Source organism: Anaeromyxobacter diazotrophicus, assembly GCF_013340205.1.
GTDB classification, from domain to species: domain Bacteria; phylum Myxococcota; class Myxococcia; order Myxococcales; family Anaeromyxobacteraceae; genus Anaeromyxobacter_A; species Anaeromyxobacter_A diazotrophicus.
Window position 1 is genome coordinate 649,880 of record NZ_BJTG01000001.1, and the last position, 25,684, is coordinate 675,563.

Sequence of the window (25,684 nt, forward strand, 5' to 3'; positions counted from 1 at the left end):
GGCGGCTCAGTCGCGCTCGGAGGGGGGGACCAGCCGGTAGCCCACCCCGCGCACCGTCTCGAGCAGATCGCGGGCCGGGCCGAGCTTCTCGCGCAGCCGCTTCACGTGGGTGTCGACGGTGCGGGTCTCGAGCTCGCTCGACATCTCCCAGACGTCCTGGAGCAGCTGCTCGCGCGACTGCACGCGCCCGGCCCGGGACATGAGGGTGACGAGCAGGCGGAACTCGAGCGGCGTGAGCGTCACCTCCTCGCCGGCGACGAAGGCGCGGTGGGCCTCGACGTCGACGCGGATGGCGCCGACCGGCTCGGGGCCGCGCCCCGCCTCGGCCGGCGCGGGGGCGCCGTGGACGCGGCGCAGGAGCGCCTTCACCCGCAGCACCAGCTCGCGGACGCTGAAGGGCTTCGTGACGTAGTCCTCGGCGCCCAGCTCGAACCCGACGACCTTGTCCACCTCCTCGCCCTTGGCGGTGAGCATCATCACCGGGACGCCGCGGGTGCGCGGGTCGCTCTTGAGCGTCCGGCACACCTCGGTGCCGGACAGGTCGGGCAGCATGAGGTCGAGCAGGACGAGGTCGGGGACGCGGCGGCGCAGCTGGGCCAGCGCCTCGGCGCCGCTCGCGGCGAGCAGCGTCTCGAAGCCGGCCTGCCGGAGGTTGAAGTCGAGCACCGAGAGCAGGTCTCGCTCGTCGTCCACGATGAGGATGGCGGGCACGCCGCGATTCTAAGGCGCGCCGTGTCGGGAACGTGGCGACCCGGCGACGACCCGGTGATTTCGCGCGGGGAGCGCCCCATCCGACCGCTTGCGTCCACTTACCTGACCCCACAGACGCTCGGTTGACGTGGATCCCCAGGGTAGGCTCAGCTGGGTCATCCCGCCGTACCTCCGGAGCGAGGCACGTCTCCAGGACTTTCCATGCCCGGGCGCGCGCCGCGCCGCGGCCACCGCCTCACCCATGCGGCGGGGGTGCTGCTCGCGCGCGCGGAGGCCTGGACAGCCCGCCTGCCGCGGCGCGCCGCGCTGGCGCTGGCGCTCGTGCTGATGGGCTGCGTGGCGCTCGGCGACCACCTCACCGGCGCCGACGTCTCGTTCACGCTCCTCTACCTCGGCCCCATCGGGCTCGCCACCTGGTTCGTCTCCCTCCGCGCCGGCGTGCTGGTCTCGACCCAGAGCGCGCTCATCTCCTCCGCGGTGGACCTCATGACCCGCCGCGAGCCGCTGCCGCTCGGGGTGGTGGCCTGGAACCTGGCGGTGCAGCTCGGGGTCTTCCTCGCGCTCACGCTCCTCTTCGGCGCGCTCAAGAACCGGCTCGAGGTCGAGCAGCAGCTCGCCCGCACCGACCCCCTCACCCACGTGTCGAACCGGCGCGACTTCGTCGAGCAGGCGGGGGTGGAGCTGGAGCGGGCGCGCCGCACCGGCCGCCCCATCACCGTCGCCTACCTCGACTGCGACGACTTCAAGGTCATCAACGACCGGTTCGGCCACGCCCAGGGCGACCTGCTCCTGGTGGCCGTGGCGAGCACCCTCCGCCACGGCACCCGGGCGGTGGACACGGTGGCGCGCCTGGGCGGCGACGAGTTCGGCCTCCTCTGGGTGGACACGGACGGGGTCACCGCCGAGGCGCTCACGACGCGGCTCCGGACGGCGCTGCAGGAGACGATGGCCGGCTACGGCTGGATCGTCACCTTCAGCATCGGCGCGGTCACCTTCCTGGCGCCGCCCCTCTCGGTGGACGACATGCTCGGCCACGCGGATCGCCTCATGTACGAGGCGAAGCGGTCGGGCAAGGACGCGGCGCGGTTCCAGGTCATCGGCACCCAGCTCTCGCTGCCGCTGGAGAAGGCGGGCTGAGGCAGGCTCCGGCACGATGGGCTAGAGTGCCGCGATGAAATACTTCGCCACCTGCGCCAAGGGCACCGAGGGCGCGCTCCGCCGGGAGCTCTCGGCGCTGCGGCTGCACGCGGTCCGCGGCGAGCAAGGCGGCGTCTCGTTCGAGGGGAAGCTCGAGGCCGGCCTCGCCGCCTGCCTGCACAGCCGCGTGGCCATGCGCGTGCTGCTCGAGCTGGCGCGCTTCCCCGCCGGCGACGCGGCCTCCCTCTACGACGGCGCGCGGGCGGTGGACTGGAGCGCCTGGCTCACCACCCGCACCACGCTCGCGGTCGAGTCCACGCTGCGCGACTCCGGCCTCACCCACTCCGGCTACGCCGCCCTCAAGGTGAAGGACGCGGTGGTGGACGCGCTGCGCGACAAGCTGGGGGCGCGGCCCGACGTCGATCCGAAGGACCCCGACGTCCGGATCGTGCTCCACGTCGCCGGCGACGAGGCCACGCTGTCGCTCGATCTGGCCGGCGAGCCGCTCCACCGCCGTGGCTACCGCTCCGGCATGACCCCGGCGCCGCTCAAGGAGACCCTGGCCGCCGCCGTGCTGGCCCTGGGGGGCGTCGACCGCGAGCGGCCGTTCATCGACCCCATGTGCGGCTCCGGCACGCTCGCCATCGAGCACGCGCTCGCGGCGCGCCGCATCGCCCCCGGGCTGGGCCGCCCGTTCGGCTTCCAGCGCTGGCCCGCCTACCGCGGCGCGCTCCAGTCCACCTGGGACCGCATGAAGGAGGAGGCGCGCCGCGCCGCGCTGCCCGCCGCGCCGGCGCCCATCGTCGCCCGCGACCTCTTCACCAAGGCGCTCGACGCCGCCCGGAAGAACGCCGCCGCCGCCGGCGTGCTGGCCGACCTGCGCTTCGAGCGCGGCGACGTGCGCGACCTCGCGCCCGAGCCGGGGATGGCGCCGGGGACGCTGTGCATGAACCCGCCCTACGGCGAGCGGCTCATGGGGAAGCCGGGCGACGAGGAGCGCGGGAGAGCGGGCGGCGCGCCGCGCGGCGCACGCCCGGGCGCCGGCCGGCGCGGGGGCCGCGAGGAGCCGCCCGCCTTCGACCGCCGCGCCGCGCACGTCTCGCAGCTCAAGCTGGAGGGGCTCTACCGCGGGATGGCCGAGGCGCTGGGCCGCTTCCACGGCTGGAGCGCGGTGCTCCTGTCCGGCAACCCGCACCTCGACGCCGCCATGGGCCGGGCCGAGGTGCGGCACCGGCTCTGGAATGGGCCGCTCGAGGTCCGGCTGCTCCGCTATCGCCTGCGGTGAGCTCCGCGCCGGGGGCGAGCCCCCGCCCTACGCGACCTTGACCCCCATCGCCAGCCCCTCGGCGGTGGGCAGCATCGTGGCGCGGAAGCGCCCGCCGCGCGCCAGCCGCTCGGCGAAGGCGCGCAGCGGCGCCACCGCCGCGGCGTCCTCACCCGCCGGCGCGCGCTCGTGGACGTGGCCGAAGGCGAAGGCGTTGTCGCCGAGGACGATCCCGCCCACGCGCAGGTGCTCCTCGGCCCAGGCCAGGTAGGCCGGGTAGCCCTGCTTGTCGGCGTCGACGAAGACGAGGTCGAACGGTCCCTCCCCCTCCACCTCGCGCAGCCGCTCCAGCGCCGGGCCCACGTGCACGCGCACCTGGCCGGCCACGCCGGCCCGCTCGAACGAGGCGCGCGCCAGCGCGGCGCGGGCCGGGTCGAGCTCGAAGGTGTGGAGGACGCCCTCCGGCCCCATGCCGCGCGCGAGGCACACGCCGCTGTAGCCGCCCAGGGTCCCGATCTCGACCGCGCGCCGCGCGCCCGCCGCCCGGGCCAGCACCTCCAGGTGCAGCCCGTCCATCGGGCCGACCGCGATGGGGGGCAGCCCGGCGCGCGCGGAGCGCTCGCGGATCTCGCGCAGCACCGCGTCCTCCGGCGCGAAGACCTCCTCGGCCCAGCGCGCCAGCGCCGGGTCGCCCTGACCGAAGCCCTTCACCAGGGGCGATCCCATGGCGTCCTCCTCCCTAGGGCGCGGCCGCGGCGTCCTCGAGCGCGCTGCGCTGCGCCCGGAGCGACGCGACGAGGTCGGGCTTGCGCTGGGGCGGCGGCAGCTGCTCCGCGTACGCGAGCGCCTCGTCGAGGGCGCGCGCCGCCGCGGCGCGGTCGCCGTCCTCCCGCTCGATGCGCGCCGCCAGCCGGTAGACCCCGAGCTTCCGGCCGCCATAGGCGTGGGCCAGCGCGCGCTGGATGGCCGCGCGCGCCTCGGCGCGGCGGCCCAGCTCGAGCAGGAGCCGCGCCGCGCGGTAGGGCGGGTTGAAGTCGGCCGGCAGCGCCGCCTCGGAGGCGGCCAGCGCCGGCAGCGCCCGGGCGGGATCCTCGAGCGCCAGCGCCGCGGCCACCCGCGGGCCGTCGAGCGCGGTGCGCTGCTCGGCCGTGCCGGCGCGGCGCCGCTCGTCCTCGAGGAAGCGCCACCACGCCTCGGCGATCGCCTTGGCCTCGGCGCGGGCGCCCTCGGCCGCGCGCGCCTCGGTCAGCGCCTCGTAGAGCCCGGAGCGGTCGTCGGCGAGCAGCCCCCGCAGCTGGAGCGCCTCGCGGGCGAGCGGCGTCAGCCCCTTCAGCGCGGCCCCGCGCCAGAGCTGGTCGGGCTCCGCCGCGACGGCGCAGCCGAGCCCGGTCGCGACCGCGTTCGCGAAGGAGGGGCCGCGCGGGAGCGCCGGCGCCTCGCGCAGCGCGGTCTCGGCGCAGCCCTCGAGCAGACCGCCGCCGGAGAGCGCCAGCACGAGCGACTCCACCGCCCGCGGCCGGTGCCCCCAGCGCCGCCCGCCCTGCGCCAGCGCCGCGAGGTAGTCGCGCTCCGCGTCCCCGAGCCGGCCCTCGGCCTGGGCGCGATCGGCCCGCGCCAGGACCGCGTCCGCGCCGCGCGGCCGGCGCCGCTCCGCGTCCCCGAGCAGCTTCGCCAGCTGCGGGGCGCTGGCGCTGCCCAGCCACTTCAGCACCGCGCGCTCCTCGCGCGGGTCGATGACGAGGAAGGTGGGATAGGAGGAGATGGGGAAGCGCTCCAGGAAGGCGGCGTTCCGCGGGTCCTCGGTGTCGACGCTGAGCCAGACGAACCGCCCGGCGGGCCGCCGCTGGCGCGCGTCCGGGAGGACGCTCGCCCGCATGAAGCGGCAGGTGTGTCACCAGGGCGCCCAGGCGTCGACGAAGACCAGCCGGTCCTTCGCCTTGGCCAGGGCGAGCGCGCGCGGCCAGTCGTCCTCGATCACCACCGGCGCCGCGGCGGCCGCGGGCACGGCCAGCGCGAGGGCGAGAGCGGCGAGCAGGCGGCGCACCCCCATGTCCTAGCACGCCCGCGCGGCGTCCGCCGCACCCGCTCACTCCTTGCGCTTCATGCTGAGCCCGAGCGTGAAGCGCGCCACCGGCTCGTCGCCGTACTTCTTCGGCACGGTGGCCACGACCTCGACCGGCAGCGTCACGCGCTCGCCGGTGCGGTCGGCCTCCTCCACCGCGTCGCGGATCCGCGCGCCGTCGCGGCAGCGGAACACGACGTCGCCGTCGGCGCGCTTCAGGAAGTCGGCGTGGGCGTCCTTGAAGATGAGCTTCACCTTCCGGTGCCGGGCGAGGATGAGCCGGGTGGCGTTGAGCCCGGCAGCGACGTCCGCCCCGGCGTGGAGCGCCGCGAAGTACATCGACCCGAGGTGGTTCTTCGAGCGGTAGCCGAGCGGGATCTCCACCGCGCAGCCCGCGTCGTCGAGCTCGAGGACCCGCGGCCCGAGGAAGAGCAGCACCGGGATCTTCAGGCCGAGCAGGCGGACGAGCGCCGTTTCCTTGAGGAGCACGCGGCGACGATAAGTCCGCGACGCGGCGCGTCGCGCGGAAAAGCGGGGCGGGTGGCGCTAAGTCGAGGCGGTGGTCCTCGACGGCTTCCATCCGCTGGTGGCGCGCTGGTTCGAGGCGCGCTTCGCCACGCCCACCGAGCCCCAGGCGGCGGGCTGGCCCGCCATCCAGGCCGGGCGCGACGCGCTCCTCTCCGCGCCCACCGGCTCCGGCAAGACGCTCGCCGCCTTCCTCGCCTGCCTCGACCGGCTGGTGCGGCAGGCGCTGGCGGGCGAGCTGCGCGACGCGACCGAGGTGCTCTACGTCTCGCCGCTCAAGGCGCTCGGCAACGACGTCGAGAAGAACCTCCAGGCGCCGCTGGCGGAGATCGCGGAGCTGGCGCGGGCGGAGGGCCACCCGCTCCCGCCCATCCGCGTGCTGGTGCGCTCCGGCGACACCTCCCCCGCGCGGCGCCAGGCGATGCTGCGGCGGCCGCCGCACGTCCTCGTCACCACCCCCGAGTCGCTCTACCTCCTCCTCACCAGCGAGCGCGGCCGGCGGCTCCTCACCCCGGTCCGGACGGTGGTCTGCGACGAGATCCACGCCGTCGCCCGCGACAAGCGCGGCGCGCACCTGGCGCTCTCGCTCGAGCGCCTCGAGGCGCTCACCGGCCGCCGGCCGCAGCGCATCGGCCTCTCCGCCACCCAGCACCCGGTGGAGGAGGTGGCGCGGTTCCTCGTCGGCGCCGCGCGCGTCGACCCGGAGGGCCGGCCCGACTGCGCCATCGTCGAGGTGGGGCGGCGCCGCCCGCTCGACCTCGGGATCGAGATCCCCCGCGACGAGCTCTCCTCCATCGCCTCGAACGAGCTGTGGGCCGAGACCTACGACCGGGTGGCCGAGCTCGTGCGCGCGCACCGCACCACGCTCGTCTTCGCGAACACCCGCCGCCTGACCGAGCGCGCCGCCCACGCCCTCGGCGAGCGGCTCGGGGCCGACGCGGTGGGCGCGCACCACGGCAGCCTCTCGCGCGCCCGGCGGCTCGACGCCGAGCAGCGCCTCAAGGAGGGGCGGCTGCGCTGCCTCGTCGCCACCGCCTCGCTCGAGCTCGGCATCGACGTGGGGGCGGTGGAGCTGGTGGTGCAGCTCGGCTCGCCCGGCGCGGTCTCGACCGGCCTGCAGCGCGTCGGCCGGGCCGGCCACTGGCGCGGGGCGACGCCCCGGGGCCGGCTCTTCCCCATGAGCCGGGACGAGCTGGTCGAGTGCGCCGCCTTCGTCCGCGCGGCGCGCGCGGGGCGCATCGAGGTCACGGCGGTGCCGCGCCACCCGCGCGACATCCTCGCCCAGCAGCTCGTGGCCGAGGTGGCGAGCGCCGCGGCGGGCGAGGCGGTCCCGGAGGAGGCGCTCTTCGCGCGCGTCCGGCGCGCCTGGCCCTACCGCGCGCTGCCGCGGGCGGAGTTCGACGCCGTCGTCGCCATGCTGGCGGACGGCGTCGCCACCCGCCGCGGCCGCGCGGCGGCGCTCCTCCACCGCGACGCGGTGCACGGCCGCCTGCGCGCCCGGCGCGGCGCGCGGCTGGCGGCGCTGACCGGCGGCGGCGCCATCCCCGACACCTCGCAGTACCAGGTGGTGGCCGAGCCCGAGGGCGTCGTGGTGGGGCAGCTCGACGAGGACTTCGCGGTCGAGAGCCTGGCCGGCGACGTGTTCCTGCTCGGCAACACCTCCTGGCGCATCCGGCGCGTGGAGGCGGGGGTGGTGCGGGTCGAGGACGCGCACGGCGCGCCGCCGGGGGTGCCGTTCTGGAACGCCGAGGCGCCCGGCCGGAGCGCCCGGCTCTCGGAGGAGGTGTCCGCGCTGCGGCAGGAGGTGGAGCGGCGCCTCGCGGACCGGGAGGCGGCGGTGGCCTGGCTCGCCGCGGAGGGCGCGCTCCCCGAGGCGGGGGCGCGCCAGGCGGTGGAATACCTGGCGGCGAGCCGCGCCGTGCTCGGCGCCGTGCCGACCCAGGACACGCTCGTGGCGGAGCGGTTCTTCGACGAGGGCGGCGGCATGCAGGTGGTGGTGCACGCGCCCTTCGGCGCGCGCGTGAACCGCGCGCTCGGCCTCGCGCTGCGGAAGCGCTTCTGCCGCAGCTTCGACTTCGAGCTGCAGGCGGCCGCCACCGACGAGGGGGTGCTCCTCTCGCTGGGCCCGCAGCACAGCTTCCCGCTGGAGGGGATCTTCGAGCTCGTCGACGCGCGCACCGCCGAGGACGTCCTCGTGGCTGCGGCGCTCCAGTCGCCCATGTTCCCGGTGCGCTGGCGCTGGGACGCGACCCGCGCGCTCGCCATCCCGCGCATGCTCGGCGGCAAGCGCACCCCGCCGCCCATCGCGCGGATGCGGTCGGACGACCTCCTCGCCGCCGTCTTCCCGCTGGCGGTGGCGTGCCAGGACAACGCCGACCAGCACGGGCCCATCGAGGCGCCCGACCACCCGCTCGTGAAGGAGGCGCTGCACGACTGCCTCCACGAGGCGATGGACTACCCGGGGCTGGCGGCGCTCCTCGGCCGCGTCGAGCGCGGCGAGGTGCGGCTCCTCGCGCGCGACACCGCCGAGCCCTCGCCGCTGGCGCACGAGATCGTGGGCGCGCGGCCCTGGGCCTACCTCGACGACGCGCCGCTGGAGGAGCGGCGCGCCCGCGCCGTCATGCTGCGCCGGGCGCTCCCGCCGGCGGAGGCCGCCGAGCTCGGCGCGCTCGACCCGGCGGCGGTGAAGGAGATCGCCGACCAGGTCTGGCCGGACGTCCGCGACGCCGAGGAGCTGCACGACCTCCTCCTCGAGCTGGGCGTCCTCCCGGCGCGCGACGGGGCCGGCTGGGAGCGGTGGCTCGACGCCCTGGTCGCGGACGGCCGCGCGGCCCGCGGCCGTCGCGAGGGCGGCGTCGCCTGGGTGGCGGCCGAGCGCGCCGCGCTCGCCCGGGCGCTCGACCCGTCCCTCCGGCTCGACCCGCCGCTCGCGCCGCTTCCGGGCGAGCCCGCCCCTGCCTCGCGCGAGGAGGCGGCGGCGGCCGTGCTGCGCGGGTGGATGCCGCGCCTGGGCCCGACCACCGAGGCCGCGCTCGCCGAGCGCCTGGCGCTGCCGCCGCCGCTCGTCCGGGACGCGCTGCTCGCGCTCGAGCTCGAGGGGCTCGTGCTGCGCGGCCAGTTCCTCGCTGGCGTCCCGCACGCCGCCGAAGCGCCGCACTGGTGCGAGCGGAACCTGCTCGCCCGCATCCAGCGCCTCACCCTGCACCGGCTGCGGCGCGAGATCGAGCCGGTCGGCACCCCGGACCTGCTGCGCTTCCTCGTGCGCTGGCAGCACGCCCTGCCCGGGCAGCGCCTGCACGGCGCGCGGGGGGTGGCGGAGGTCGTGGCGCAGCTCCAGGGCTTCCACGCGCCGGCCGGCGCCTGGGAGGCGGAGCTCTTGCCGGCGCGGGTCGGGGGCTACGCGCCCGCCCTGCTCGACGAGCTGTGCCTGCACGGCGAGGTGGCCTGGGGCCGGCTCGCGGTGGCGGGCGACCTCGCCGCGCCGGCGCGCCGGCTCGCCCCCACGCGCAACGCGCCGGTCACGCTGGCGCTCCGCGCCGACCTGGGCTGGCTCGCGGCAGCGGCCGGCCCGGGCGCGCCGCTCGGCCCGGGCGCCCAGGCGCTGGTGGGCGCGCTCCGGAGCGCGGGCGCGTCGTTCGTGTCGGAGCTGGCGGTCCTCACCCGCAAGCCACCGGTCGAGGTGGACGCCGCGCTGTGGGAGCTCGTCAGCGCCGGCGCGGTCACCTGCGACGCGTTCGCCGGGCTGCGCGCGCTGGTCGAGACGCCGCGGCCGCGGCTGCAGCGCAGGCCCGGCGCCGCGGGTGGCCGGTGGGTGCTCCTCGCGCGGCCCGAGGTGCCCGCCGACGAGCTCCTCGAGCGCCGGGCCGAGCAGCTCCTGCGGCGCTGGGGCGTGGTGTTCCGCGACCTCCTCGCGCGCGAGCCGGACGCGCCGCCCTGGCGCGAGCTCGTCCGGTACCTCCGGCGCGCCGAGGCGAGCGGCCGGATCCGCGGCGGCCGCTTCGTCACGGGCTTCTCCGGCGAGCAGTTCGCGCTGCCGGAGGCGGTGGAGGCCCTGCGCGCCGTCCGGCGCGTCCGCCCCGCGGGCGAGCGGGTCGAGCTCTCCGCCGCCGATCCGCTCAACCTGGTCGGGATCCTCACGCCCGGGCCGCGCGTCCCGGCGCAGCTCGCGCGCCGCGTCGCCTACCTCGACGGCGTGCCCGTCCCGCCGCCGTCCTCCGGGGAGCGCCACGGCTGGGAGTTGACAAGCAGTTCATCCGCCGACATTCCATGAGGGTGCCTGGACACCTCGAAACCCCGGCGGAGGCGCTCGCGCTCGTCCGCGAGCGCGGGGCGCTGCCGCTCACGCCGGTCGGGGGCTCCGACTCGCTGGCCGAGCAGGTGGCCGGCGGCCGCGTCCAGGGGAGCTGGTGCGACCACCCGGCGAGCGCGCGCATCGTCGAGCTGTCCGCGGCGCTCGAGGCCTCGCCCGAGGTGCTGACGCTGAAGCTCGTCGGCGGCAAGGTGACCTTCCTCCACGCCGCGCTGTGGCCCGCGCTGCTGCGGATCGCGCACGACGCGCGCCGGCTGGAGCGGGTGCGCGCCGGGCTCTCGCCGGCCGCGGTGCGGCTGCTCGAGGAGGTGGAGCGCGCCGGCGAGGCGCACCTCGACCAGCTGGGCCGGCAGAACTCCTGGCCGCCGGAGCGCGATCTGGCCCGCGCCGCCAAGGAGCTCGAGGCGGGCCTCCTGGCCCACCTCTCCACGGGGGCCGCCGAGCGCGGGCGCCAGTCGGTGGTGGTGCGGAGCTGGGCCGCCGCCCTCCCGGCCACCGCGCACCGCCGGGCCGCCCAGCTGACGTTCGAGGGGGCGCTCGAGCTGCTCAGGTCGCACGGGGCGGCGCTCGCTCCCTCGTCCGGCGCCTGCACCGACCCCCGCCCCCGGGCTCCCACCCGCCCCTCCCGCGGACGGGTGAGCGGCGGCAGATCTTGACGACCGGTGTGCGGTTCCGGCTACCCTAGCGGGACCTATGATCACGGTCGAGAAGATCGGCGGCACGTCGATGTCCGCCTTCCAGGACGTGCTCGCGAACATCATCCTGCGCGAGCCCTCCCGCGTGTACGGGCGGGTCTACGTCGTCTCGGCCTACGCGGGCGTGACGAACCAGCTCCTCGAGCACAAGAAGACGGGCGAGCCGGGCATCTACGCCCGCTTCGCCGCCGGCGAGGACTTCGGGGGGGCGCTCGACGCGCTGACCACGAAGCTCAAGGCGCTCAACGCCGGCCTCGCCCCGCTCGGCCTGCCGCTCGCGGTCGCCGACCGCTTCATCGACCAGCGCATGGCGGCGCTCAAGGCCTACCTGCACTCGATGCGGCACGTGCTGGCGAGCGGCTACCTGCGCCGCGACAGCGTGCTGCTCGCCGCCCGCGAGATGCTGGCCGCCATCGGCGAGGCGCACAGCGCCTTCAACAGCGCCGAGATCCTGAAGGCGAAGGGGGTGGAGGCCTCCTTCATGGATCTGACCGGCTTCGACGACGACGACCCCATCACCATCGACGAGCGCATCCACCAGGCCTTCCGCGGCGTGAACCCGGCCAAGCAGGTGGTGGTGGTGACCGGGTACACGAAGGGCGTCGAGGGCATCATGCGGGAGTTCGACCGCGGCTACTCCGAGGTCACCTTCAGCAAGGTGGCGGTCGAGCTGCGCGCCAGCGAGGCCATCATCCACAAGGAGTTCCACCTCTCCTCGGCCGACCCGGAGATCGTGGGCGCGGACAACATCGTCCCGGTGGGCAACACCAACTACGACGTCGCCGACCAGCTGGCCGACGTCGGGATGGAGGCCATCCACCCCAAGGCGGCGAAGCCGATGGAGCTCGCCGGCATCCCCATCCGCCTCAAGAACACCTTCGAGCCCGAGCACCCCGGCACCCTCATCACCAAGGAGTACGTGGGCAAGGAGGCGCGCATCGAGGTCATCGCCGGCACGCCCAAGGTGACCGCGGTCGAGATCCACGACCCGGGCATGGTCGGCACGGTGGGCTTCGACCTCGGCGTGATGGAGATCTTCAAGCGCCACGGCGTCTCGTACATCCTCAAGGCCACCAACGCGAACTCCATCACCCACGTCATCTGGGAGAAGTCGGCGCGCCCGTCGTTCATCGAGGAGCTCGAGAACTCCTACGAGAAGGTGACCATCCTGCCGTCGGCGGTGGTGTGCGTCATCGGCTCGAACATCGCCATCCCCGGCGTGCTGGCGCGGGCGGCGCAGGTGCTGGCCGACAACGGCATCAACGTGAACGCGTTCTCGCAGTCGCTCCGGCAGATCAACATGCAGTTCGTGATCGACCGCGCCCACTACCGGAAGGCGATCGCCGCCCTCAACCAGGCGCTCTGCGTCGAGGTGGCGCGGGCGAAGAACGGCCACGCGTAGCCCCTCGGAGCCGGGCGGGCGGAGCTCCCGGCCCCGAGCGCTCGCCCGGTCGGGCGGGTCCGCTCGCAACGCCTAATGGGTGGCGGCGCACCGAAATCCGGGTGAGCCGGCGCCGGTCCGGCGCGCAAGACACCGGAATCCCAGCGGTCATCGGCTGGCAAGCCCTTCGCAACAGCGCTGGGGCATGCCTACCGACGTCATCGCGCCGACCTCCGCCGACCTGCGGGTGCGGCCGTGAGCGAGCTCCTCGACCACGCGAGCCGGCCTCGCAAGGACCTGCTGAAGCACCTCATCCTGCAGCTGCACGAGGGCGCCGCGCCGCAGCAGGTGCAGCGCCAGCTCGTGCGCCTCATGGGCCTCGTCCCCTACGGCCTGGTGGTGGAGGTCGAGCAGGAGCTGATGGCGGAGGGCCTCCCGCCCGAGGAGGTGACGCGCCTCTGCCACCTGCACGGCGCCGCGCTGGAGGGCGCCATCGACCTCGTGGCCGCGCCGACCGCGCCCCCGGGGCACCCGGCCCACACCTTCCGGCAGGAGAACGCCGCGCTCCGGCGCGAGCTCGACGCCCTGGCGCGGGTGAGGGCCGCGCTCGACGCGCTCGGCGGCGCGGAGCCGGCCGCCGAGGTGCTGCTCGCGGCCCGCGAGCACCTGAACGCGCTCACCGACGTGGAGAAGCACTACCTGCGCAAGGAGCACCTCCTCTTCCCTTACCTCGAGAAGCACGGGGTCACCGGGCCGCCCAAGGTGATGTGGGCGAAGCACGACGAGGCGCGCGCGCTGCTGCGCGGCGCGCTCGAGGCGCTCGCCGCCGCGCCGGCCGGCACCACCGCCGAGGAGGCGCGCGCGGTCTTCGACCTCGCCGCCGCGCCCGCCGCTCAGGCGATCCGCGACATGGCCGAGCGCGAGGAGCAGATCCTGCTCCCCATGTCGCTCGACACGCTCCAGGAGCTGGAGTGGTGGGAGATCGCGCGGCAGAGCGACGAGTACGGCTACTGCCTGGTCGAGCCCGGCGAGGGCTGGCGGCCCGCCTCGGCCCCGCCGGCGCCGACCGAGCCGGAGCCGTCCGCCGCCGGCCACCGGCTGCGCTTCGCCACCGGCAGCTTCTCGCCCAGGGAGCTCACCGCCCTCCTCGACGCCCTGCCCCTCGATGCCACCTTCGTGGACGCCGACGACCGGGTCCGCTACTTCACGCACGGCAAGGAGCGGGTCTTTGCCCGGAGCCGGGCGGTGCTGGGGCGCAAGGTGCAGTACTGCCACCCGCCCTCGAGCGTGGACACGGTCGATCGCATCCTCGCCGGGCTCCGCTCCGGGCGGCACGACCGCGCCGCCTTCTGGATCGAGAAGCGCGGCCGCTTCGTCCACATCGAGTACGTGGCCCTGCGCGACGCGGCCGGCGCCTACCTCGGGTGCCTGGAGGTGACGCAGGACCTCACCGAGAAGCGCGCGCTCACGGGCGAGCAGCGGCTCCTGTCGTGGAAGGAGGAGCAGGCCGATGGCTGAGGGCTGCGCCGCCGCCGACATCACCCCGGACTCGAAGCTGGGCGCGCTCCTGGAGCGCTGGCCGGGGCTCGAGGTCGCGCTGCTCGAGATCTCGCCGCATTTCCAGGCGCTCCGGAACCCGGTGCTCCGCCGCACCGTGGCGAAGGTCGCGACGCTGCGCCAGGTGGCGAGCGTGAGCGGCGTCCCGCTCGCCACCCTCATCGACCGGCTCCGCGCCGCGGCGGGGCTCCCGCCCCTCGCCGTCGCCGCCGCCGGCGACGCGCCGGCCGCATCCCCGCCGGCGTGGCTCGCGGGCGCCACCCCGGCGCGCACCCACGACGCGCGCGCGGCCATCCAGGCCGGGGAGCACCCCATGCAGCGCGTGATGGCCGACCTGGCCGCCCTCGCGCCCGGCGAGGCCTACGAGCTCGTCACGCCGTTCGTGCCGGCGCCGCTCCTCGACCTGGCGCGCGCCAAGGGCTTCGAGAGCTACAGCGCCGCCGAGGGCGAGGGGCTCGTCCGCACCTGGTTCCGCAGGGCCGGCGCGCCGGGGTAGCACGCTCGGCCTCGGCCACGGCGAAGCTACGGTCGGCCGGGCACTTCACGAGCGGGACGTGGCAAGGCGCGGTAGATCTTCGCGCCCATTGAATACGTGTCCATGGCGGCCGTCGGACCGAAGCCCCACCAGGAAAGGACCATCGACGTGAGAACTCTCATCGCATGGCTCGCCGTTGCGGTCTCCACCGTCGCCTCGGCGGACGGTGCTGCGACCTACAACGCGAAGTGCAAGATGTGCCACGGCCCGGAGGGCGCGGGATCGAAGATGGTGAAGAAGCCCATCGCCGGCCTCCCCGCGGCGCAGGTGAAGAGCGCCATCACCGAAGGCTCGGGGACGATGAAGCCGGTCAGGATCGACGACGCCGATGCGGTGGCGGCGTACGTCGCCGGCCTCCGCGGCGAGGCCCCCGCCGCGGGCGACGCCAGCGAGCAGGCGAAGGATGCCGGTGCGGCCGCAGAGAAGACTGCGCCGAAGGCGGAGCAGGTCGGGGCGACCTCGAAGGAGGCGGGGGACCAGGCTGCCGCGAAGGCCACCACGCCGGTCAAGAAACACCGCAAGCCCGCGAAGGAGAACGCGGCGAAGACCAAGGCGAAGGCGAAGGCGGCCGGCGCGAAGGCGGACGAGGCTGCGAAGCCGAAGTCGATCGGTGGGCAGGCGAACGACGCCAGGTAGCTGCTCCGCCTGAGCCCTTCGGGGAGCCCGGCCGGCGGGCTGGCGGCGGGGGTCGAGCCCCCGCCCTACGGGCTCGGCTCGACCGCCACCCCCACCGCCCGGTACCTCCGCGCCACCACCGCGAACCCGACCGCCCCCGCCAGCATGAGCGCGGTGAAGAACCAGAAGTAGCTCGGCCCCTGGAAGCGGTTCACGGCGGACACGGCGGCGGTGAGGAAGTTCCCGAGCGCCACCGTCACCATCCAGATGCTCATGATGGTGCTCTTCATCGTGCGCGGCGCCTGCGTGTAGCTGAACTCGAGGCCGGTCACCGACACGAGCACCTCGCCGCTGGTGAGGAACACGTACTGGGGCACCTGCCAGAGCGCGCTCGGCCGCGCGCCGCCGGCGAGCGCCACCTCGACCAGCGCGGCGGCGGCGAACGACAGCACGGTGAGGAACATCCCGAGCGTCATCTTCCCGAGCGGCGTGACGCGGACGCCGGCGCGCTCGAGGAGCGGGAAGACCACCCGCTGCAGCAGCGGGATGAGGAGCAGCACCATGAGCGGGTTCAGCGCCGCCAGCTGCGAGGCCTGGAACGCGTGCCCGAACACCACCAGGTCCATGCGGCGCGCCTGCAGCACCCAGGACGCGCCGTGCTGGTCGAAGAGCGCCCAGAACGCGGTCACCGCCGCGAACACGCCCATGATGCGGAACACCGCCTGCGCGCCCTCCACCGCCTCGGCTGGGTGGTCGGCGCGGGCGGCGTCGAGCCAGCTCCCCGCCGCCGGCGCCTTCGCGCGCCGGCGCAGCGCGCTCGCCACCACCTTCGTGAACGCGTGCGGGTTCGGGCCGGTGGGGGGCACCTGGACGTACCGGCGCCGCCCCACGACGAACAGGGCCAGCGCGGCCACCATGAGGAGGCCCGGCACCGCGAACGCGACGCGCGGGCCGAAGCTCGCGAGCAGCACCGGGATGAGCAAGGTCGAGCCGAACGAGCCCAGGTTCACCATCCAGTAGAAGAGCCCGTACACGCGCTCGAGCAGCTTCTTCTGCTCCGGGTGGAACTGGTCGCCGACGAAGGCCGACACGCACGGCTTGATGCCGCCCGAGCCGAGCGCGATGAGGGTGAGCCCGGCCAGGAGCCCCCAGCGCGTCTCGAAGGCGGCGATGGTGGCGTGGCCCGCCACGTACCCGAGCGACAGCCACAGGATGACCCGGTACCGCCCCCACAGCCGGTCGGCCAGCCAGCCGCCGGCGAGCGGCGTGAGGTAGCAGGCCATCACGAACAGGTGGTAGTTCGCCTCGGCCTCGTGCTCCGGCAGGGCGAGCCACTGCGCCATGTAGACGGTCAGGATCGAGCGCATCCCGTAGAACGAGAAGCGCTCGCACCCCTCGTTGCCGACGATGAACTTGATCTGCGGCGGGTAGCGGTCGGGGCCGGCGCTCATGGGACCTCGGCGGGGGAGACGGCGACGACCGTCGCGACCGGGCGGTAGCGGCGCGCCACCGCCTTGAACGCGAAGGCCGCGGCCAGCATGAGCGCCGCGAAGAAGAAGTAGTAGCCGGCGCCGTGGAAGCGGTTGAGGCTCGCCACCCAGGCGGTGAGCAGGGAGCCCGCCGCGATGGTGACGTACCAGAGGCTCATGATGGCGCTCTTCATCGAGGCGGGCGCCTGGGTGTAGGCGAACTCGAGCGCGGTCACCGACACCAGCACCTCGCCGGTGGCGAGGAAGACGTACTGCGGCACCTGCCAGGCGATGCCGGGCTGGGCGCCCAGGTCGAGCGCCACCTGCACGCCCCCGGCGCAGGCGAACGACAGCACCGTCACGAACATCCCCACCGTCATCTTGCCGAGCGCGTGGACGCGCACCCCGCGCCGCTCCAGCCGCGGGTAGACCAGCCCGGCGAAGACCGGGATGAGCGCCAGCACCAGGACCGGGTCGAGCGTCGGCACCTGCGAGGAGAGCACCTGCACGCCGAAGAGCCGCCGGTCCATCCGCTCCGCCTGCAGCACCCACGACGACCCGTACTGGAAGAAGAGCGCCCAGAACACGGCGGTGGGGGCGAACACCGCCACGATCCGGAACACCGCCCGGGCGCCGTCCACCGCCTCGGCGGGGAAGCGGTCGCGCGCCGCGTCGAGCCACGGCTCGCCCGGGCGCCCGGTCCCGAGCCGCCGGATCGCGTGCGCCACCACGCGGAAGAAGCCGTGCGGGTTGGGGCCGGTGGGCGGCGCCTCCACGTAGGAGCGCCGCCCGGCCCAGAAGATGGCGAGCGCGCCCGCCATGAGCAGGCCCGGGATGGCGAACGCCACGCGCGGACCCATGCGGTCGAGCAGCACCGGGATGAGCAGGGTCGAGGCGGTCGACCCGAGGTTGATCATCCAGTAGTAGAGGTCGTAGACCTTCTTCAGCAGGTGGCGCTTCTCGTCGGTGAACTGGTCCCCGACGAAGGCCGCCGCGCAGGGCTTGATGCCGCCCGCCCCGAGCGCGATGAGCGCCATGCCGGTGTAGAGCCCCTCCCGGCTCTCGAAGGCGGCGATGACCCCGTGGCCGAGCACGTAGCCGAGCGACAGCCACAGGATGACGCGGAACCGGCCGACGAAGCGATCGGCGAGCCACGCCCCGAGGAGCGGCGTCAGGTACACGGCGAAGACGAAGAGGTGGTAGCGCGACTCCGCCTCGCCGTCGGACAGGAACAGGCGCTGCACCATGTAGATGGTGAGCACCGAGGTCATCCCGTAGTACGAGAAGCGCTCGCACCCCTCGTTCCAGGCGAGGTACTTGATCTGGCGGGGGAAGCGATCCTGCTCGGCCTTGGGCATGCGCGCCTAGGTGCCGCGGACGGCGGCGTAGGCGAGGAGCGCCCAGCCCAGGAGGAAGCACAGGCCGCCCACGGGCGTCACCGCGCCGAGCGCGCGAACGCCGGAGAGCGCCAGCGCGTAGAGGCTGCCCGAGAAGAGGAGCGTGCCGGCCACGAAGAGCCAGCCCGCGCCGCTGGTGGCCGGGCCGGGCCAGCGCTGCGCCGCCCAGGCGACCGCGACCAGCCCGAGCGCGTGGTACATCTCGTAGCGCGCCCCGGTCTCGAAGATGGCGAGCAGGTCGGGCTCGAGCCGCGCCTTGAGCGCGTGCGCCCCGAACGCGCCCGCGGCCACCGAGACCAGCGCCGAGAGCGCGCCGAGCGCCAGGAAGAGGCGGTCCATCCGGCGAGTCTAGCGCGGGAACGGCCGGGCCGTTACCGAAGCGAGCATGGACTGGACGAAGAAGCGCTGCGTGCCGTGCGAGGGGGGAGTGCCGAAGCTCGCGCGCGCCCGGGCGGAGGAGCTCCTGGCGACGCTCGACGGGTGGGATCTCCAGGGCGAGAAGCTCCACCGCCACTTCCGCTTCCGCGACTTCGCGGGCGCCATGAGGTTCGTGAACGCCCTGGCGGCGCTGGCCGAGCAGGAGGGCCACCACCCCGACTTCGCCCTCCACGACTGGAACCTGCTCGACGTGACCACCTCCACCCACGCCATCGGCGGGCTCTCCGAGAACGACTTCATCCTGGCTGGCAAGATCGACCGGCTCCCCCGCGAGGCCCCGCCCGAGGGGCGTTGAATGCGCGGCCTCCTCCGCCGTCCTTCCCAGCGAAGGAACCGAACGGAGGAAGCCATGAACCGCACCGCCCTCACCCTCGCCGCCGCCGTCGCCCTGGCCGCGGTGGCCGGCCCCGCCCGCGCCGATCACGACGACGGCTGGCGCGACCACGACCGGCGCGACCGCGCCTGGCCGGCCCCCGCGCCCGCCTACGTCCCGCCCGCCCCCGCCCCCGCCCGCCCCTGGCGCGTGGCGCGCTTCGAGGGCGGCCGGTTCCGCGAGCTGCGCGAGGCGCAGGCCCGCCTCGACCACGCGCGCGACCGCTTCTACGCCACCTGGCGCGGGGACGACTGGCAGCGCGACCGCTTCGAGGCCTGGTACGGCGCCCGCTGCGCCGAGCTCGACCGCCGCTGGGCCGACCTGGAGCGCTGGCGCGACCGCGGCCGCTGGTGAGGTCCGACCCCCTCTCCCCGCGCAGCGGGGAGAGGGCCGGGGAGAGGGGCCTTGCAACCCCGTCCGCGCTCGCCGGAGAGGGCCTCGCGCCGCCCATGTCGTGGCGCCGCCCCTCCGCCCGCGGTAGATCCGCTGGCGAGCCCACCTTGACCCGCACCCCGACCTTCCTCCTCTTCTTCGCCGTCCTGTTCGCCGTGCTGGGCGGCATGCACTACTACCTGTGGGCGCGGCTGGTGCGCGACACGGGCCTGCCCGGCCGCCGCGCGTTGCTCGTCGTCTTCGCGCTCGCGGCGGTGGCGGTGCCGCTCGGCATGGCGCTGGCGCGGCGCCTCTCGTTCCGGGCCACCCGCGGCAGCCTGACGGTGCTCTTCACCTGGCTGGGCGCCGCCTTCCTGCTCTTCGTCGCGCTCGTCGCCACCGATCTCGCGCGGCTCCTCTGGTCGGGGCTGCGCGGCCTGGCGGCGGCGTCCGGGCCGGAGCTCGCGCCGACCGACCCGGGCCGGCGCCTCTTCGTGGCGCGCACGCTCGCCGGCGGCGCGGTGCTGGCCGCCGGGGCCGCTGCGGCGGGCGCGGTGCGGAGCGCCACCGGCGAGCCGCGCGTGGTCGAGCTGGCGGTGCCGCTCGAGCGGCTGCCGCGGGCGCTCTCCGGCTTCACGCTGGCCCAGATCTCCGACCTCCACGTCGGCCCCACCATCCGCGAGAAGCACGTGAAGCGGGTGGTGGACATGACGAACGCGCTCCGCCCGGACGCGGTGGTCATCACCGGCGACCTCGTCGACGGGAGCGTGGCCGAGCTGCGCGCCGCGACCGAGCACCTGGCGCGCCTCCGCGCCCGGCACGGCGTCTACTTCGTCACCGGCAACCACGAGTACTACTCCGGCGCGCGCGCCTGGCTGGCCGAGCTCCGCCGCTACGGCGTCACGCCGCTCGAGAACGCCCGCCTCACGCTGGGGGATCGCGGCCCGGGCGGCGCCTCGTTCGACCTCGCCGGCGTGAACGACTGGAGCGCCGCGCCCGGTTACGACGGCCGCTGGCCGGCGCTGGAGCAGGCGCTCGAGGATCGCGACCCGGAGCGCGCCCTGGTGCTGCTCGCCCACCAGCCGCGCGGGGTGGCCGAGGCGGCCGCGGCCGGGGTGGGCCTGCAGCTCTCCGGCCACACCCACGGCGGGCAGCTCTTCCCCTGGAACCTGGTGGTGGCGGCCGTCTACCCCTTCTACAAGGGGCTCTACCGGCTCGAGCGCGACGGCAAGGCCACCCAGATCTACGTCTCCTGCGGCACCGGCTACTGGGGCCCGCCCATGCGGCTCGGCGCGCCGGCCGAGGTGACGAAGCTCGTCCTCACCACCTGACGTCCGCAGCGGTGCGCCGGCGGAGGACGAGCCCCGCCTTACGGATGACCGGCGCCGTGAACGGCCACCTCGCAGCAGCACCCCCGTCTACGGAGCGCCCGTCAGCGCGGCGACGATCTCCGGCAGCCGCGCGCAGGCGGCGCCGCGGGCGAAGAAGCCGCGCGGCGCGCGGGCGCAGAGCTCCGAGAACGGGTTCTCCTCCGGGTTCACGTCCACCAGCGCGATGCCGCGGCGCCAGGCCAGCTCGCCGATCTGCATGGGGAGGTTCGTGGCGCCGCTCGTCCCGACCACCAGCAGGAGGTCGGCGCGGCCGGCGGCGCGCAGCGCCGTGTCCATCCGGTAGTTCTCCTCGTCGTAGCACTCGTCGAACCAGAGCACGTGCGGCCGGAGCCAGCCGCCGCAGCCGGGACAGGTGAGCGCGCGCCGATCCTCGGCGCTGAACGGCGTCCGCGCGTCGCGCGGGCCGAGGTCGGGGAGCGGCAGCCTGCCGGCGCCGCAGCCGTCGGCGCAGCGCACCCAGGCCGCCTCGCCGTGGATGCAGCTCGTGCGCTGCGGGGTCGCGCCGGCCCGCAGGTGCAGCCCGTCGATGTTCTGCGTCACGAGGTGGAAGCGATCGCCGAGCGCGCGGTCGAGCGCCACCAGCGCCCGGTGGCCGGCGTTGGGCTGCGCCAGGTGGCAGACGCCGAACCGGTAGAGGTACCAGCGCCACACCTCGTCGGGCCGCCGCTGGAACATGGCGTGGGTCGCCATCTCCTGCGGCATGTAGTTCCGCGAGCCGACGACCCAGTACCCCTCCGCGCCGCGGAAGGTGGGGATGCCGCTCTCGGCCGAGATGCCGGCGCCGGTGAGCGCCACCACCCGCCCCCCGGCGCGCCGCACCTCGCCCAGGATCTCCTGCAGCCGCTCCTCCATCCGAGCCGCCTCCGGGGCGCGCCCGGATGCGCGCCCTGCGCCGCACGTTATAACGACGGGCGTGTCGACCGCCCTCACGTCCGGCATCCGCGTGCACGTCCAGAGCGAGTTCCGGCCGGAGCGCTCCGCCCCCGGCCGCTGGCTCTTCAGCTACGCCGTCCGCATCGCCAACGAGGGCGACGAGCCCGCCCAGCTCGTCTCGCGCCACTGGATCATCACCGACGCGCAGGGGGAGCACGAGGAGGTGGTGGGCGAGGGCGTGGTGGGCCAGCAGCCGCGGCTCGAGGCGGGGGCGCACTTCGACTACTCGAGCTTCTGCATCCTCCGCACGCCGCACGGCTCGATGCACGGCACCTACCGCATGAAGCGGGACGACGGGACCTGGTTCGACGCGGAGATCGCCCCGTTCGCGCTGGTGACGCCCGGGGCGCTCCACTGACGGCGCGCGCCCGGCTCGCGGCCGTGCGCGCCGCTACTTCCCGGCGCGCTCCAGCTCCTCGACCAGCTCGGCCGGCGTGACGAGCCCGCGGCGGATCAGCACCTTCACCAGCGCCGCCAGGAGCTTCGCCGGGCGGATCCCCATCTCCTCGCCTCCGGCGGCGCGGGCGACCGCCTCGGCCAGCCCGGCGCTGGCCGGCGACTCGGGGCGGGGCGCCACCGGCCCCTCGAACGGGCCCTCCTCCTCCTCGGGCGCGAGGTCGGTGGCCAGGATGGGCTCGCCGAGCGGGTCGGGCTCGTCCGGCGGAGGCGGGGCGAACGCGGCGCTCGCGCCCGGCCGCCCGGGGAGCGGCGGCGGCACGTCCAGCGGGAGGGGGGCGGTGCGCGGGCCCTCGTCGGCGAAGTAGAGGCGGCGGACCGCCGCCGCGATCTCGCGATCGCCCGCCAGCGCCACCTTCACCCGCCGGCCGGTGCGGAACGCGATCTCGTCGACCACCGTGATGTTGGACGGGTCGGCCATCGCCACCGTGATGGAGCCGGTGTCCGAGGCGATGGGGATGAGCGTCTGCCGGAGCGCCACCTCGCGCGGCACCAGCGCGAGCGCCTTCTCGAGCAGCAGGGACGGCGCCAGCGCGCCGACGTTCGCCACCTCGTAGCCGAACTTGCGCGAGAGCGCGGTCACGATCTGCGCCTCGGTCGCGAGCTTCAGGTCGACGAGCGCCTGGCCGAGCTTCCCGCCCCACTTGCGCTGGTGGCCGAGCGCCGACTGGAGCTGGGTGGCGTCGATGGCGCCGGCCTCGATCAGCATCTCGCCGAGGCGTTTCTTGGGCTGCATGTCGCCTCCGAGGACCCCGCTTCGCGGGATCCTAATGAGGCCGTACACCCCGGTCGAGGACAGGGGGCGGCCATGCCCCGGCGACGCGCGAGCGCGGGACTGAACCCGCGACCCTGCGGCACAGACGCGCACCCCTCAGCGCGCCCTCACTCAGCGCGCGGCCGGATCCTCGCGGGTGGCGATGGCGAGGCGCGACAGCCCGTGCCGCCGGGCGAGATCCATCACCGCCACCACCTTGCCGTGCGCCACGCCCTGATCCGCCTGCACGAGCACCAGGGTGTCGGGGTTATCGCCGTGGGCCCGCTCGAGCAGCCGGGACAGCTCCTCCTCGTCGACCACCTTGCCGCCGACGACCGTCCGCCCGTCCTCCAGGACCGCGACCGCCAGATCGTGCATCTCGGCGGACGGGGCGCTCTTGCCGGCGCGGGGCAGGCTCACCTTGAGGCCGCCGTTCTGCCCGCCCTGCTCGGCGATGGCGGTGGTGGTCACCATGAAGATGATGAGCAGCACCAGGAAGATGTCGGTGAGCGGCGTGATGTTGATGTCGGCGAAGATGCCGCCGCCACCCTCGACGTCCTCGTCGCCGCCGCCGCTGGGCCCGCCCACCGCCATCTACGCGCTCTCCTCGCGCGCGGCGCGCGCCGGGGCGGCGGGAGGAGGGAGGGTCTCCTTCACGATCTCCAGGTACTCCTCGGCGAGCAGCCTGAACTGCAGCGCCAGCCGCTGCACGTGGGTGTTGAGGAAGTTGTAGAGGATGACCGCCTCGATCGCGACCGCGATGCCGCCGGCGGTGGTGACGAGCGCCTCGGAGATCCCGGCCGCCACCACGCTGAAGCCGCCCTGCCCCGAGAGGCCCATCTGGTGGAAGGCCTGCATGATGCCGACCACGGTGCCGAAGAGGCCGATGAAGGGGGCGGTGGCGCCGATGGTGCCGAGGATCCACAGGCGGGCGCGGAGGCGGAGGTTGAGCTGCTGCCGCTGCCGCTCGACCGCGGCCGCCAGCTGCTCCGCGCTCTGCGCGCGCGGGGGACGGCCGGCCAGGCCGGCCGCGGGCGCGCTCGCCACGAGGCCCGCCAGGAACACGTCGGCGGCGGGCGAGCCGGAGCGCTCGCACTGCGCCCGCGCGTCCTCCAGGTCGCCCCGGAAGAGCGCGCGCGTGACGGCGTCGGCGAGGGTGCGCGCCTGCTCGCCGAAGCGCCACAGCGCGAGCGTGCGCTCGACCGCGACGGCGACCGCGGCCACCGAGCAGGCCACGATGAGCCACATGGCCACGCTCGACTTGACGAGGGAGAAGAGCTCGAGGTTCACGGGCGAGAGATACGCCGTCGGACGCCGGCGTCCAAGGAGAAGCGCTTCACGTCGGGAAACCCCTCACCCGCGCGGCTCATTCCCGGCGGCCGGGCGGGGGCACGGCCGCCGGCCCGGCGCCGGAGGCGGGGAGCTCCTCGACGCGGACGCCCGGCGGGGGGGCGAGCTGGAAGAGCTCGCGCTCGAGCGCCCCGTTCACCTCGACGTCGTCGTGCCAGGAGAGCTGCAGCCGCGCGCCGCTGGCGGGGGCGTCGAGCTTCACCTCGCGGGGGAAGCGCGCCCCGCCGCGGTCGGCGAAGGCGCGGAACTCGAGGTCGTAGCCGGGGTTCAGGTCCTCCGGGCGGGCGCCCGGGGGGCCGGCCTTGCGGACGCGCGACCAGCCGACCGATGCCTCTTCCCCGACCGCCACCCGCTGGCCGACGTCGCCCAGCCCGAGCGTGAGCAGGAGGAACCCGTCGTCCTGCCCCACCTCGAGCGGCGCGCCCGGCAGGAGCGGGGCCGAGCCGCAGAGGATGGTGACGAGCTCCTCGACCGGCAGCTCGAAGGGGAGCAGGCGCGAGATGTTCCGCGGGGTGGCCTCGCCCCGGTAGAAGACCTTGGCGCGCGCGTCGTAGAAGGCGAACCGCCCGCCCCCGGCCACCAGCACCGCCACCGGCGTGCCGAAGAAGTCGAGCGTCTCGAGGTGGACCCGGTCCGGCTTCTCGGCCGCGATGAACTCGGTCACGGTGCCGGAGAACGAGGGCGATGCGATCCGGAGGGCGGCGGCCCCGCGCACGCGCTGCACCCGCGCCTGCGCCACCCGCACCTGGTCCAGCAGCGCGGAGGGATCGCGCGCCAGCGTCGGCGGCGGCACGCGCGCGCAGGCGGCGAGGAGCGCGAGCAGCGCGGCGGCGAGGGCCCTCGTCGTCAAAACAGCCGCTCCTTGCGCGCCAGGAGCTCCTCGGCGCGCCGGCGGGCGAGCTGGTTCTCCGCCGCCAGCGCCGGCGCCCGGGCCGGGTCGAAGGCGACCACCTCGCCGAGCAGCGCCTCGAAGCGGGCCCGGTCCTGGAGCAGCACGGCCAGCGTCTCCGCCTCCACCACCTTGGTCCGCTGGTCGTCCGGGCCGAGCCCGCGGGCGCGCTCGAGCTGGGCGCGCGCCGCGGCGGCCCCGCCCCCGGCGGCCGAGGGCAGCGTGGCGAGCCAGGCGCCGAGCGCGCGCCGCGGGCCGCCGCCGTCCACCCGCTCGTCGAGCTCCGCCGCGCGCTCCATGAGCGCGCGCGCCTCGTCCTTCACCGCCAGCACGGCCGCCATCCCCCGCGCCCGGGCGCCGCCCATGGCGCCGAGGGCGAGCCAGTAGAGCGCCTCGGCGCCGCGCGCGTCCACCTTGGCGGCCGCGGCGCGGGGCTCCCCGCCGCCGTCCACCACCTCGCCGAAGCCGGGCGCGGCGAGCCGCAGCGCCCGCTCGGCGGCGCGCGCCACCTCGCCCCACGCCTCGCGCGCCGACCGCGGGGCCGCCTCGGCCCGGAAGGCCTGCGCCCGCGCCAGCGCGAGGAGCGGCGCGGCGTCGTCGGGGCGCAGGCGCGCCGCCTCGGCGAAGCGGGCGAGGGCCTCGTCGAGCCGCGCCGGGTCGGCGCGGTCGGCCCAGGCGGCGCGCCCGGCGACCAGCGCGGCCTGGCCCGCGTCGGCCGCCACGCCGGCGCCCGGGGCGGGCGGCGCCGCGGGGGCGGAGGCGGCGAGGGCCAGCGCGAGCGCGAGGGCGAGCACGCCGCCGCCTCAGCGCCGCTTCTTGCCGGTGGGCTTCGAGCCCGCGCGCGGGCGGCTGGCGCGCGCGGCTGGCTTGGCCTTGGGCGCCGGGCGCGGCGCCGGGCGCGCCTTCCCGCTGGCGCGGCGCGGCGGGGCGCTGCTCGCGGCCTTCGCCGCCGGCCGGGCCGGACGGCGGGCGGCGCGCGCGGGCGCGGCGCCCCTGGCCGGAGCCGCCGCGGGGTGCGCGGGGCGGGGCGGCGTGGCGGCCGGCCGGGCGGGGGCGGGCGAGGCCGCCGCG

The 25,684-nt window shown here is 75.8% G+C and carries 27 protein-coding genes; 13 read left to right on the top strand and 14 right to left on the bottom strand.

What is annotated here, in order from left to right:
* Positions 1–6 precede the first annotated feature (6 nt).
* Entirely contained in the window at positions 7–711 is a 705-nt protein-coding gene (locus tag HWY08_RS02890; protein WP_176062695.1) for a response regulator, read from the bottom strand.
* Positions 712–912: 201 nt separating this feature from the next.
* On the opposite strand from HWY08_RS02890, the gene HWY08_RS02895 reads away from it, so the two are divergent.
* Both HWY08_RS02895 and HWY08_RS02900 read left to right on the top strand, forming a co-directional pair.
* Positions 913–1,848 (top strand): GGDEF domain-containing protein, encoded by a 936-nt coding sequence (locus tag HWY08_RS02895; RefSeq protein ID WP_176062697.1) that lies wholly within the window; start codon positions 913–915, stop codon positions 1,846–1,848.
* Between the two features lie 34 nt (positions 1,849–1,882).
* Positions 1,883–3,133 carry a THUMP domain-containing class I SAM-dependent RNA methyltransferase gene (locus HWY08_RS02900; protein ID WP_176062699.1) on the top strand — a complete coding sequence of 417 codons (1,251 nt, stop codon included), beginning with the start codon at positions 1,883–1,885 and terminating at the stop codon, positions 3,131–3,133.
* 27 nt (positions 3,134–3,160) lie between these two features.
* On the opposite strand, the gene HWY08_RS02905 is transcribed toward HWY08_RS02900, so the two are convergent.
* The 4 genes from HWY08_RS02905 to HWY08_RS02920 are packed head-to-tail and all read right to left on the bottom strand — an operon-like array spanning position 3,161 to position 5,663.
* Positions 3,161–3,838, bottom strand: a complete 678-nt coding sequence (locus HWY08_RS02905; RefSeq protein ID WP_176062701.1) for an O-methyltransferase — start codon at positions 3,836–3,838, stop codon at positions 3,161–3,163.
* Between the two features lie 13 nt (positions 3,839–3,851).
* A complete protein-coding gene (locus tag HWY08_RS02910; RefSeq protein ID WP_176062702.1) occupies positions 3,852–4,988 on the bottom strand; it encodes a thioredoxin domain-containing protein in 1,137 nt (378 codons plus the stop codon).
* A gap of 15 nt (positions 4,989–5,003) precedes the next feature.
* Entirely contained in the window at positions 5,004–5,156 is a 153-nt protein-coding gene (locus HWY08_RS02915; protein ID WP_176062704.1) for a hypothetical protein, read from the bottom strand.
* 42 nt (positions 5,157–5,198) lie between these two features.
* Complete coding sequence (locus HWY08_RS02920) at positions 5,199–5,663, bottom strand: DUF4442 domain-containing protein (RefSeq protein ID WP_176062706.1); 465 nt, start codon at positions 5,661–5,663, stop codon at positions 5,199–5,201.
* Positions 5,664–5,733: 70 nt separating this feature from the next.
* On the opposite strand from HWY08_RS02920, the gene HWY08_RS02925 reads away from it, so the two are divergent.
* From HWY08_RS02925 to HWY08_RS02950, 6 genes are all read left to right on the top strand, one after another.
* Entirely contained in the window at positions 5,734–9,969 is a 4,236-nt protein-coding gene (locus tag HWY08_RS02925; protein WP_176062708.1) for a DEAD/DEAH box helicase, read from the top strand.
* Between the two features lie 2 nt (positions 9,970–9,971).
* Complete coding sequence (locus tag HWY08_RS02930; RefSeq protein ID WP_176062710.1) at positions 9,972–10,664, top strand: hypothetical protein; 693 nt, start codon at positions 9,972–9,974, stop codon at positions 10,662–10,664.
* Between the two features lie 37 nt (positions 10,665–10,701).
* Positions 10,702–12,105: an aspartate kinase gene (locus HWY08_RS02935; protein WP_176062712.1), complete on the top strand. Its 1,404-nt coding sequence runs from the start codon at positions 10,702–10,704 to the stop codon at positions 12,103–12,105.
* A 234-nt stretch (positions 12,106–12,339) separates the two neighbouring features.
* Positions 12,340–13,602, top strand: a complete 1,263-nt coding sequence (locus tag HWY08_RS02940; RefSeq protein ID WP_176062714.1) for a DUF438 domain-containing protein — start codon at positions 12,340–12,342, stop codon at positions 13,600–13,602.
* Positions 13,595–14,137 carry a DUF1858 domain-containing protein gene (locus HWY08_RS02945; protein ID WP_176062716.1) on the top strand — a complete coding sequence of 181 codons (543 nt, stop codon included), beginning with the start codon at positions 13,595–13,597 and terminating at the stop codon, positions 14,135–14,137. Before HWY08_RS02940 ends, HWY08_RS02945 begins: the two co-directional genes overlap by 8 nt.
* 147 nt (positions 14,138–14,284) lie before the next feature.
* Positions 14,285–14,812, top strand: coding sequence for a c-type cytochrome (locus HWY08_RS02950; RefSeq protein ID WP_176062717.1), 528 nt, complete (start codon positions 14,285–14,287; stop codon positions 14,810–14,812).
* Between the two features lie 65 nt (positions 14,813–14,877).
* Here the strand turns inward: HWY08_RS02950 and HWY08_RS02955 are convergent, their stop codons facing one another.
* Genes HWY08_RS02955 through HWY08_RS02965 form a run of 3 tightly spaced genes read right to left on the bottom strand, consistent with a single transcriptional unit; the run spans position 14,878 to position 17,996 of the window.
* On the bottom strand, positions 14,878–16,242 hold the full coding sequence (locus HWY08_RS02955) for a POT family MFS transporter (protein ID WP_176062719.1): 1,365 nt from the start codon (positions 16,240–16,242) through the stop codon (positions 14,878–14,880).
* Positions 16,239–17,618, bottom strand: a complete 1,380-nt coding sequence (locus HWY08_RS02960; RefSeq protein ID WP_176062721.1) for a POT family MFS transporter — start codon at positions 17,616–17,618, stop codon at positions 16,239–16,241. The genes HWY08_RS02955 and HWY08_RS02960 overlap by 4 nt, the downstream gene beginning before the upstream one ends.
* 6 nt (positions 17,619–17,624) lie before the next feature.
* Complete coding sequence (locus HWY08_RS02965; RefSeq protein ID WP_176062723.1) at positions 17,625–17,996, bottom strand: DUF423 domain-containing protein; 372 nt, start codon at positions 17,994–17,996, stop codon at positions 17,625–17,627.
* A 46-nt stretch (positions 17,997–18,042) separates the two neighbouring features.
* Here HWY08_RS02965 and HWY08_RS02970 point away from each other — a divergent pair, with 46 nt between their 5' ends.
* The 3 genes from HWY08_RS02970 (at position 18,043) to HWY08_RS02980 (ending at position 20,171) form a co-directional block, all read left to right on the top strand.
* Complete coding sequence (locus tag HWY08_RS02970; RefSeq protein WP_176062725.1) at positions 18,043–18,390, top strand: 4a-hydroxytetrahydrobiopterin dehydratase; 348 nt, start codon at positions 18,043–18,045, stop codon at positions 18,388–18,390.
* 54 nt (positions 18,391–18,444) lie between these two features.
* On the top strand, positions 18,445–18,822 hold the full coding sequence (locus tag HWY08_RS02975; RefSeq protein ID WP_176062727.1) for a hypothetical protein: 378 nt from the start codon (positions 18,445–18,447) through the stop codon (positions 18,820–18,822).
* 146 nt (positions 18,823–18,968) lie between these two features.
* On the top strand, positions 18,969–20,171 hold the full coding sequence (locus HWY08_RS02980) for a metallophosphoesterase (protein WP_176062729.1): 1,203 nt from the start codon (positions 18,969–18,971) through the stop codon (positions 20,169–20,171).
* A gap of 87 nt (positions 20,172–20,258) precedes the next feature.
* On the opposite strand, the gene HWY08_RS02985 is transcribed toward HWY08_RS02980, so the two are convergent.
* Positions 20,259–21,083 (bottom strand): SIR2 family NAD-dependent protein deacylase, encoded by an 825-nt coding sequence (locus HWY08_RS02985; protein WP_176062730.1) that lies wholly within the window; start codon positions 21,081–21,083, stop codon positions 20,259–20,261.
* Between the two features lie 61 nt (positions 21,084–21,144).
* Here HWY08_RS02985 and apaG point away from each other — a divergent pair, with 61 nt between their 5' ends.
* Positions 21,145–21,522 carry a Co2+/Mg2+ efflux facilitator ApaG/CorD gene (gene apaG / locus HWY08_RS02990; protein ID WP_176062732.1) on the top strand — a complete coding sequence of 126 codons (378 nt, stop codon included), beginning with the start codon at positions 21,145–21,147 and terminating at the stop codon, positions 21,520–21,522.
* A gap of 33 nt (positions 21,523–21,555) precedes the next feature.
* On the opposite strand, the gene HWY08_RS02995 is transcribed toward apaG, so the two are convergent.
* The 5 genes from HWY08_RS02995 to HWY08_RS03015 form a co-directional block, all read right to left on the bottom strand.
* A complete protein-coding gene (locus tag HWY08_RS02995) occupies positions 21,556–22,356 on the bottom strand; it encodes a GspE/PulE/PilB domain-containing protein (protein ID WP_176062734.1) in 801 nt (266 codons plus the stop codon).
* A gap of 150 nt (positions 22,357–22,506) precedes the next feature.
* Positions 22,507–22,968, bottom strand: a complete 462-nt coding sequence (locus tag HWY08_RS03000; protein WP_176062736.1) for an ExbD/TolR family protein — start codon at positions 22,966–22,968, stop codon at positions 22,507–22,509.
* Complete coding sequence (locus HWY08_RS03005) at positions 22,969–23,664, bottom strand: MotA/TolQ/ExbB proton channel family protein (RefSeq protein ID WP_308469059.1); 696 nt, start codon at positions 23,662–23,664, stop codon at positions 22,969–22,971.
* A gap of 76 nt (positions 23,665–23,740) precedes the next feature.
* Positions 23,741–24,574, bottom strand: a complete 834-nt coding sequence (locus HWY08_RS03010; RefSeq protein WP_176062738.1) for a DUF4292 domain-containing protein — start codon at positions 24,572–24,574, stop codon at positions 23,741–23,743.
* On the bottom strand, positions 24,571–25,407 hold the full coding sequence (locus tag HWY08_RS03015) for a TRAP transporter TatT component family protein (protein WP_176062741.1): 837 nt from the start codon (positions 25,405–25,407) through the stop codon (positions 24,571–24,573). The genes HWY08_RS03010 and HWY08_RS03015 overlap by 4 nt, the downstream gene beginning before the upstream one ends.
* Positions 25,408–25,486: 79 nt before the next feature.
* On the opposite strand from HWY08_RS03015, the gene HWY08_RS21595 reads away from it, so the two are divergent.
* Positions 25,487–25,684 (top strand): hypothetical protein (locus HWY08_RS21595; RefSeq protein WP_209005104.1); only part of this gene is annotated, 198 nt, incomplete at its 3' end.

Coding starts and splice junctions, on each gene's coding strand:
- HWY08_RS02985 (WP_176062730.1), bottom strand. CDS start 21,083: ATGGAGGAGCGGCTGCAGGAGATCCTGGGCGAGGTGCGGCGCGCCGGG.
- HWY08_RS02905 (WP_176062701.1), bottom strand. CDS start 3,838: ATGGGATCGCCCCTGGTGAAGGGCTTCGGTCAGGGCGACCCGGCGCTG.
- HWY08_RS02910 (WP_176062702.1), bottom strand. CDS start 4,988: ATGCGGGCGAGCGTCCTCCCGGACGCGCGCCAGCGGCGGCCCGCCGGG.
- HWY08_RS02965 (WP_176062723.1), bottom strand. CDS start 17,996: ATGGACCGCCTCTTCCTGGCGCTCGGCGCGCTCTCGGCGCTGGTCTCG.
- HWY08_RS02970 (WP_176062725.1), top strand. CDS start 18,043: ATGGACTGGACGAAGAAGCGCTGCGTGCCGTGCGAGGGGGGAGTGCCG.
- HWY08_RS02895 (WP_176062697.1), top strand. CDS start 913: ATGCCCGGGCGCGCGCCGCGCCGCGGCCACCGCCTCACCCATGCGGCG.
- HWY08_RS02995 (WP_176062734.1), bottom strand. CDS start 22,356: ATGCAGCCCAAGAAACGCCTCGGCGAGATGCTGATCGAGGCCGGCGCC.
- HWY08_RS03000 (WP_176062736.1), bottom strand. CDS start 22,968: ATGGCGGTGGGCGGGCCCAGCGGCGGCGGCGACGAGGACGTCGAGGGT.
- HWY08_RS02975 (WP_176062727.1), top strand. CDS start 18,445: ATGAACCGCACCGCCCTCACCCTCGCCGCCGCCGTCGCCCTGGCCGCG.
- HWY08_RS02955 (WP_176062719.1), bottom strand. CDS start 16,242: ATGAGCGCCGGCCCCGACCGCTACCCGCCGCAGATCAAGTTCATCGTC.
- HWY08_RS02935 (WP_176062712.1), top strand. CDS start 10,702: ATGATCACGGTCGAGAAGATCGGCGGCACGTCGATGTCCGCCTTCCAG.
- HWY08_RS02945 (WP_176062716.1), top strand. CDS start 13,595: ATGGCTGAGGGCTGCGCCGCCGCCGACATCACCCCGGACTCGAAGCTG.
- HWY08_RS02900 (WP_176062699.1), top strand. CDS start 1,883: ATGAAATACTTCGCCACCTGCGCCAAGGGCACCGAGGGCGCGCTCCGC.
- HWY08_RS02960 (WP_176062721.1), bottom strand. CDS start 17,618: ATGCCCAAGGCCGAGCAGGATCGCTTCCCCCGCCAGATCAAGTACCTC.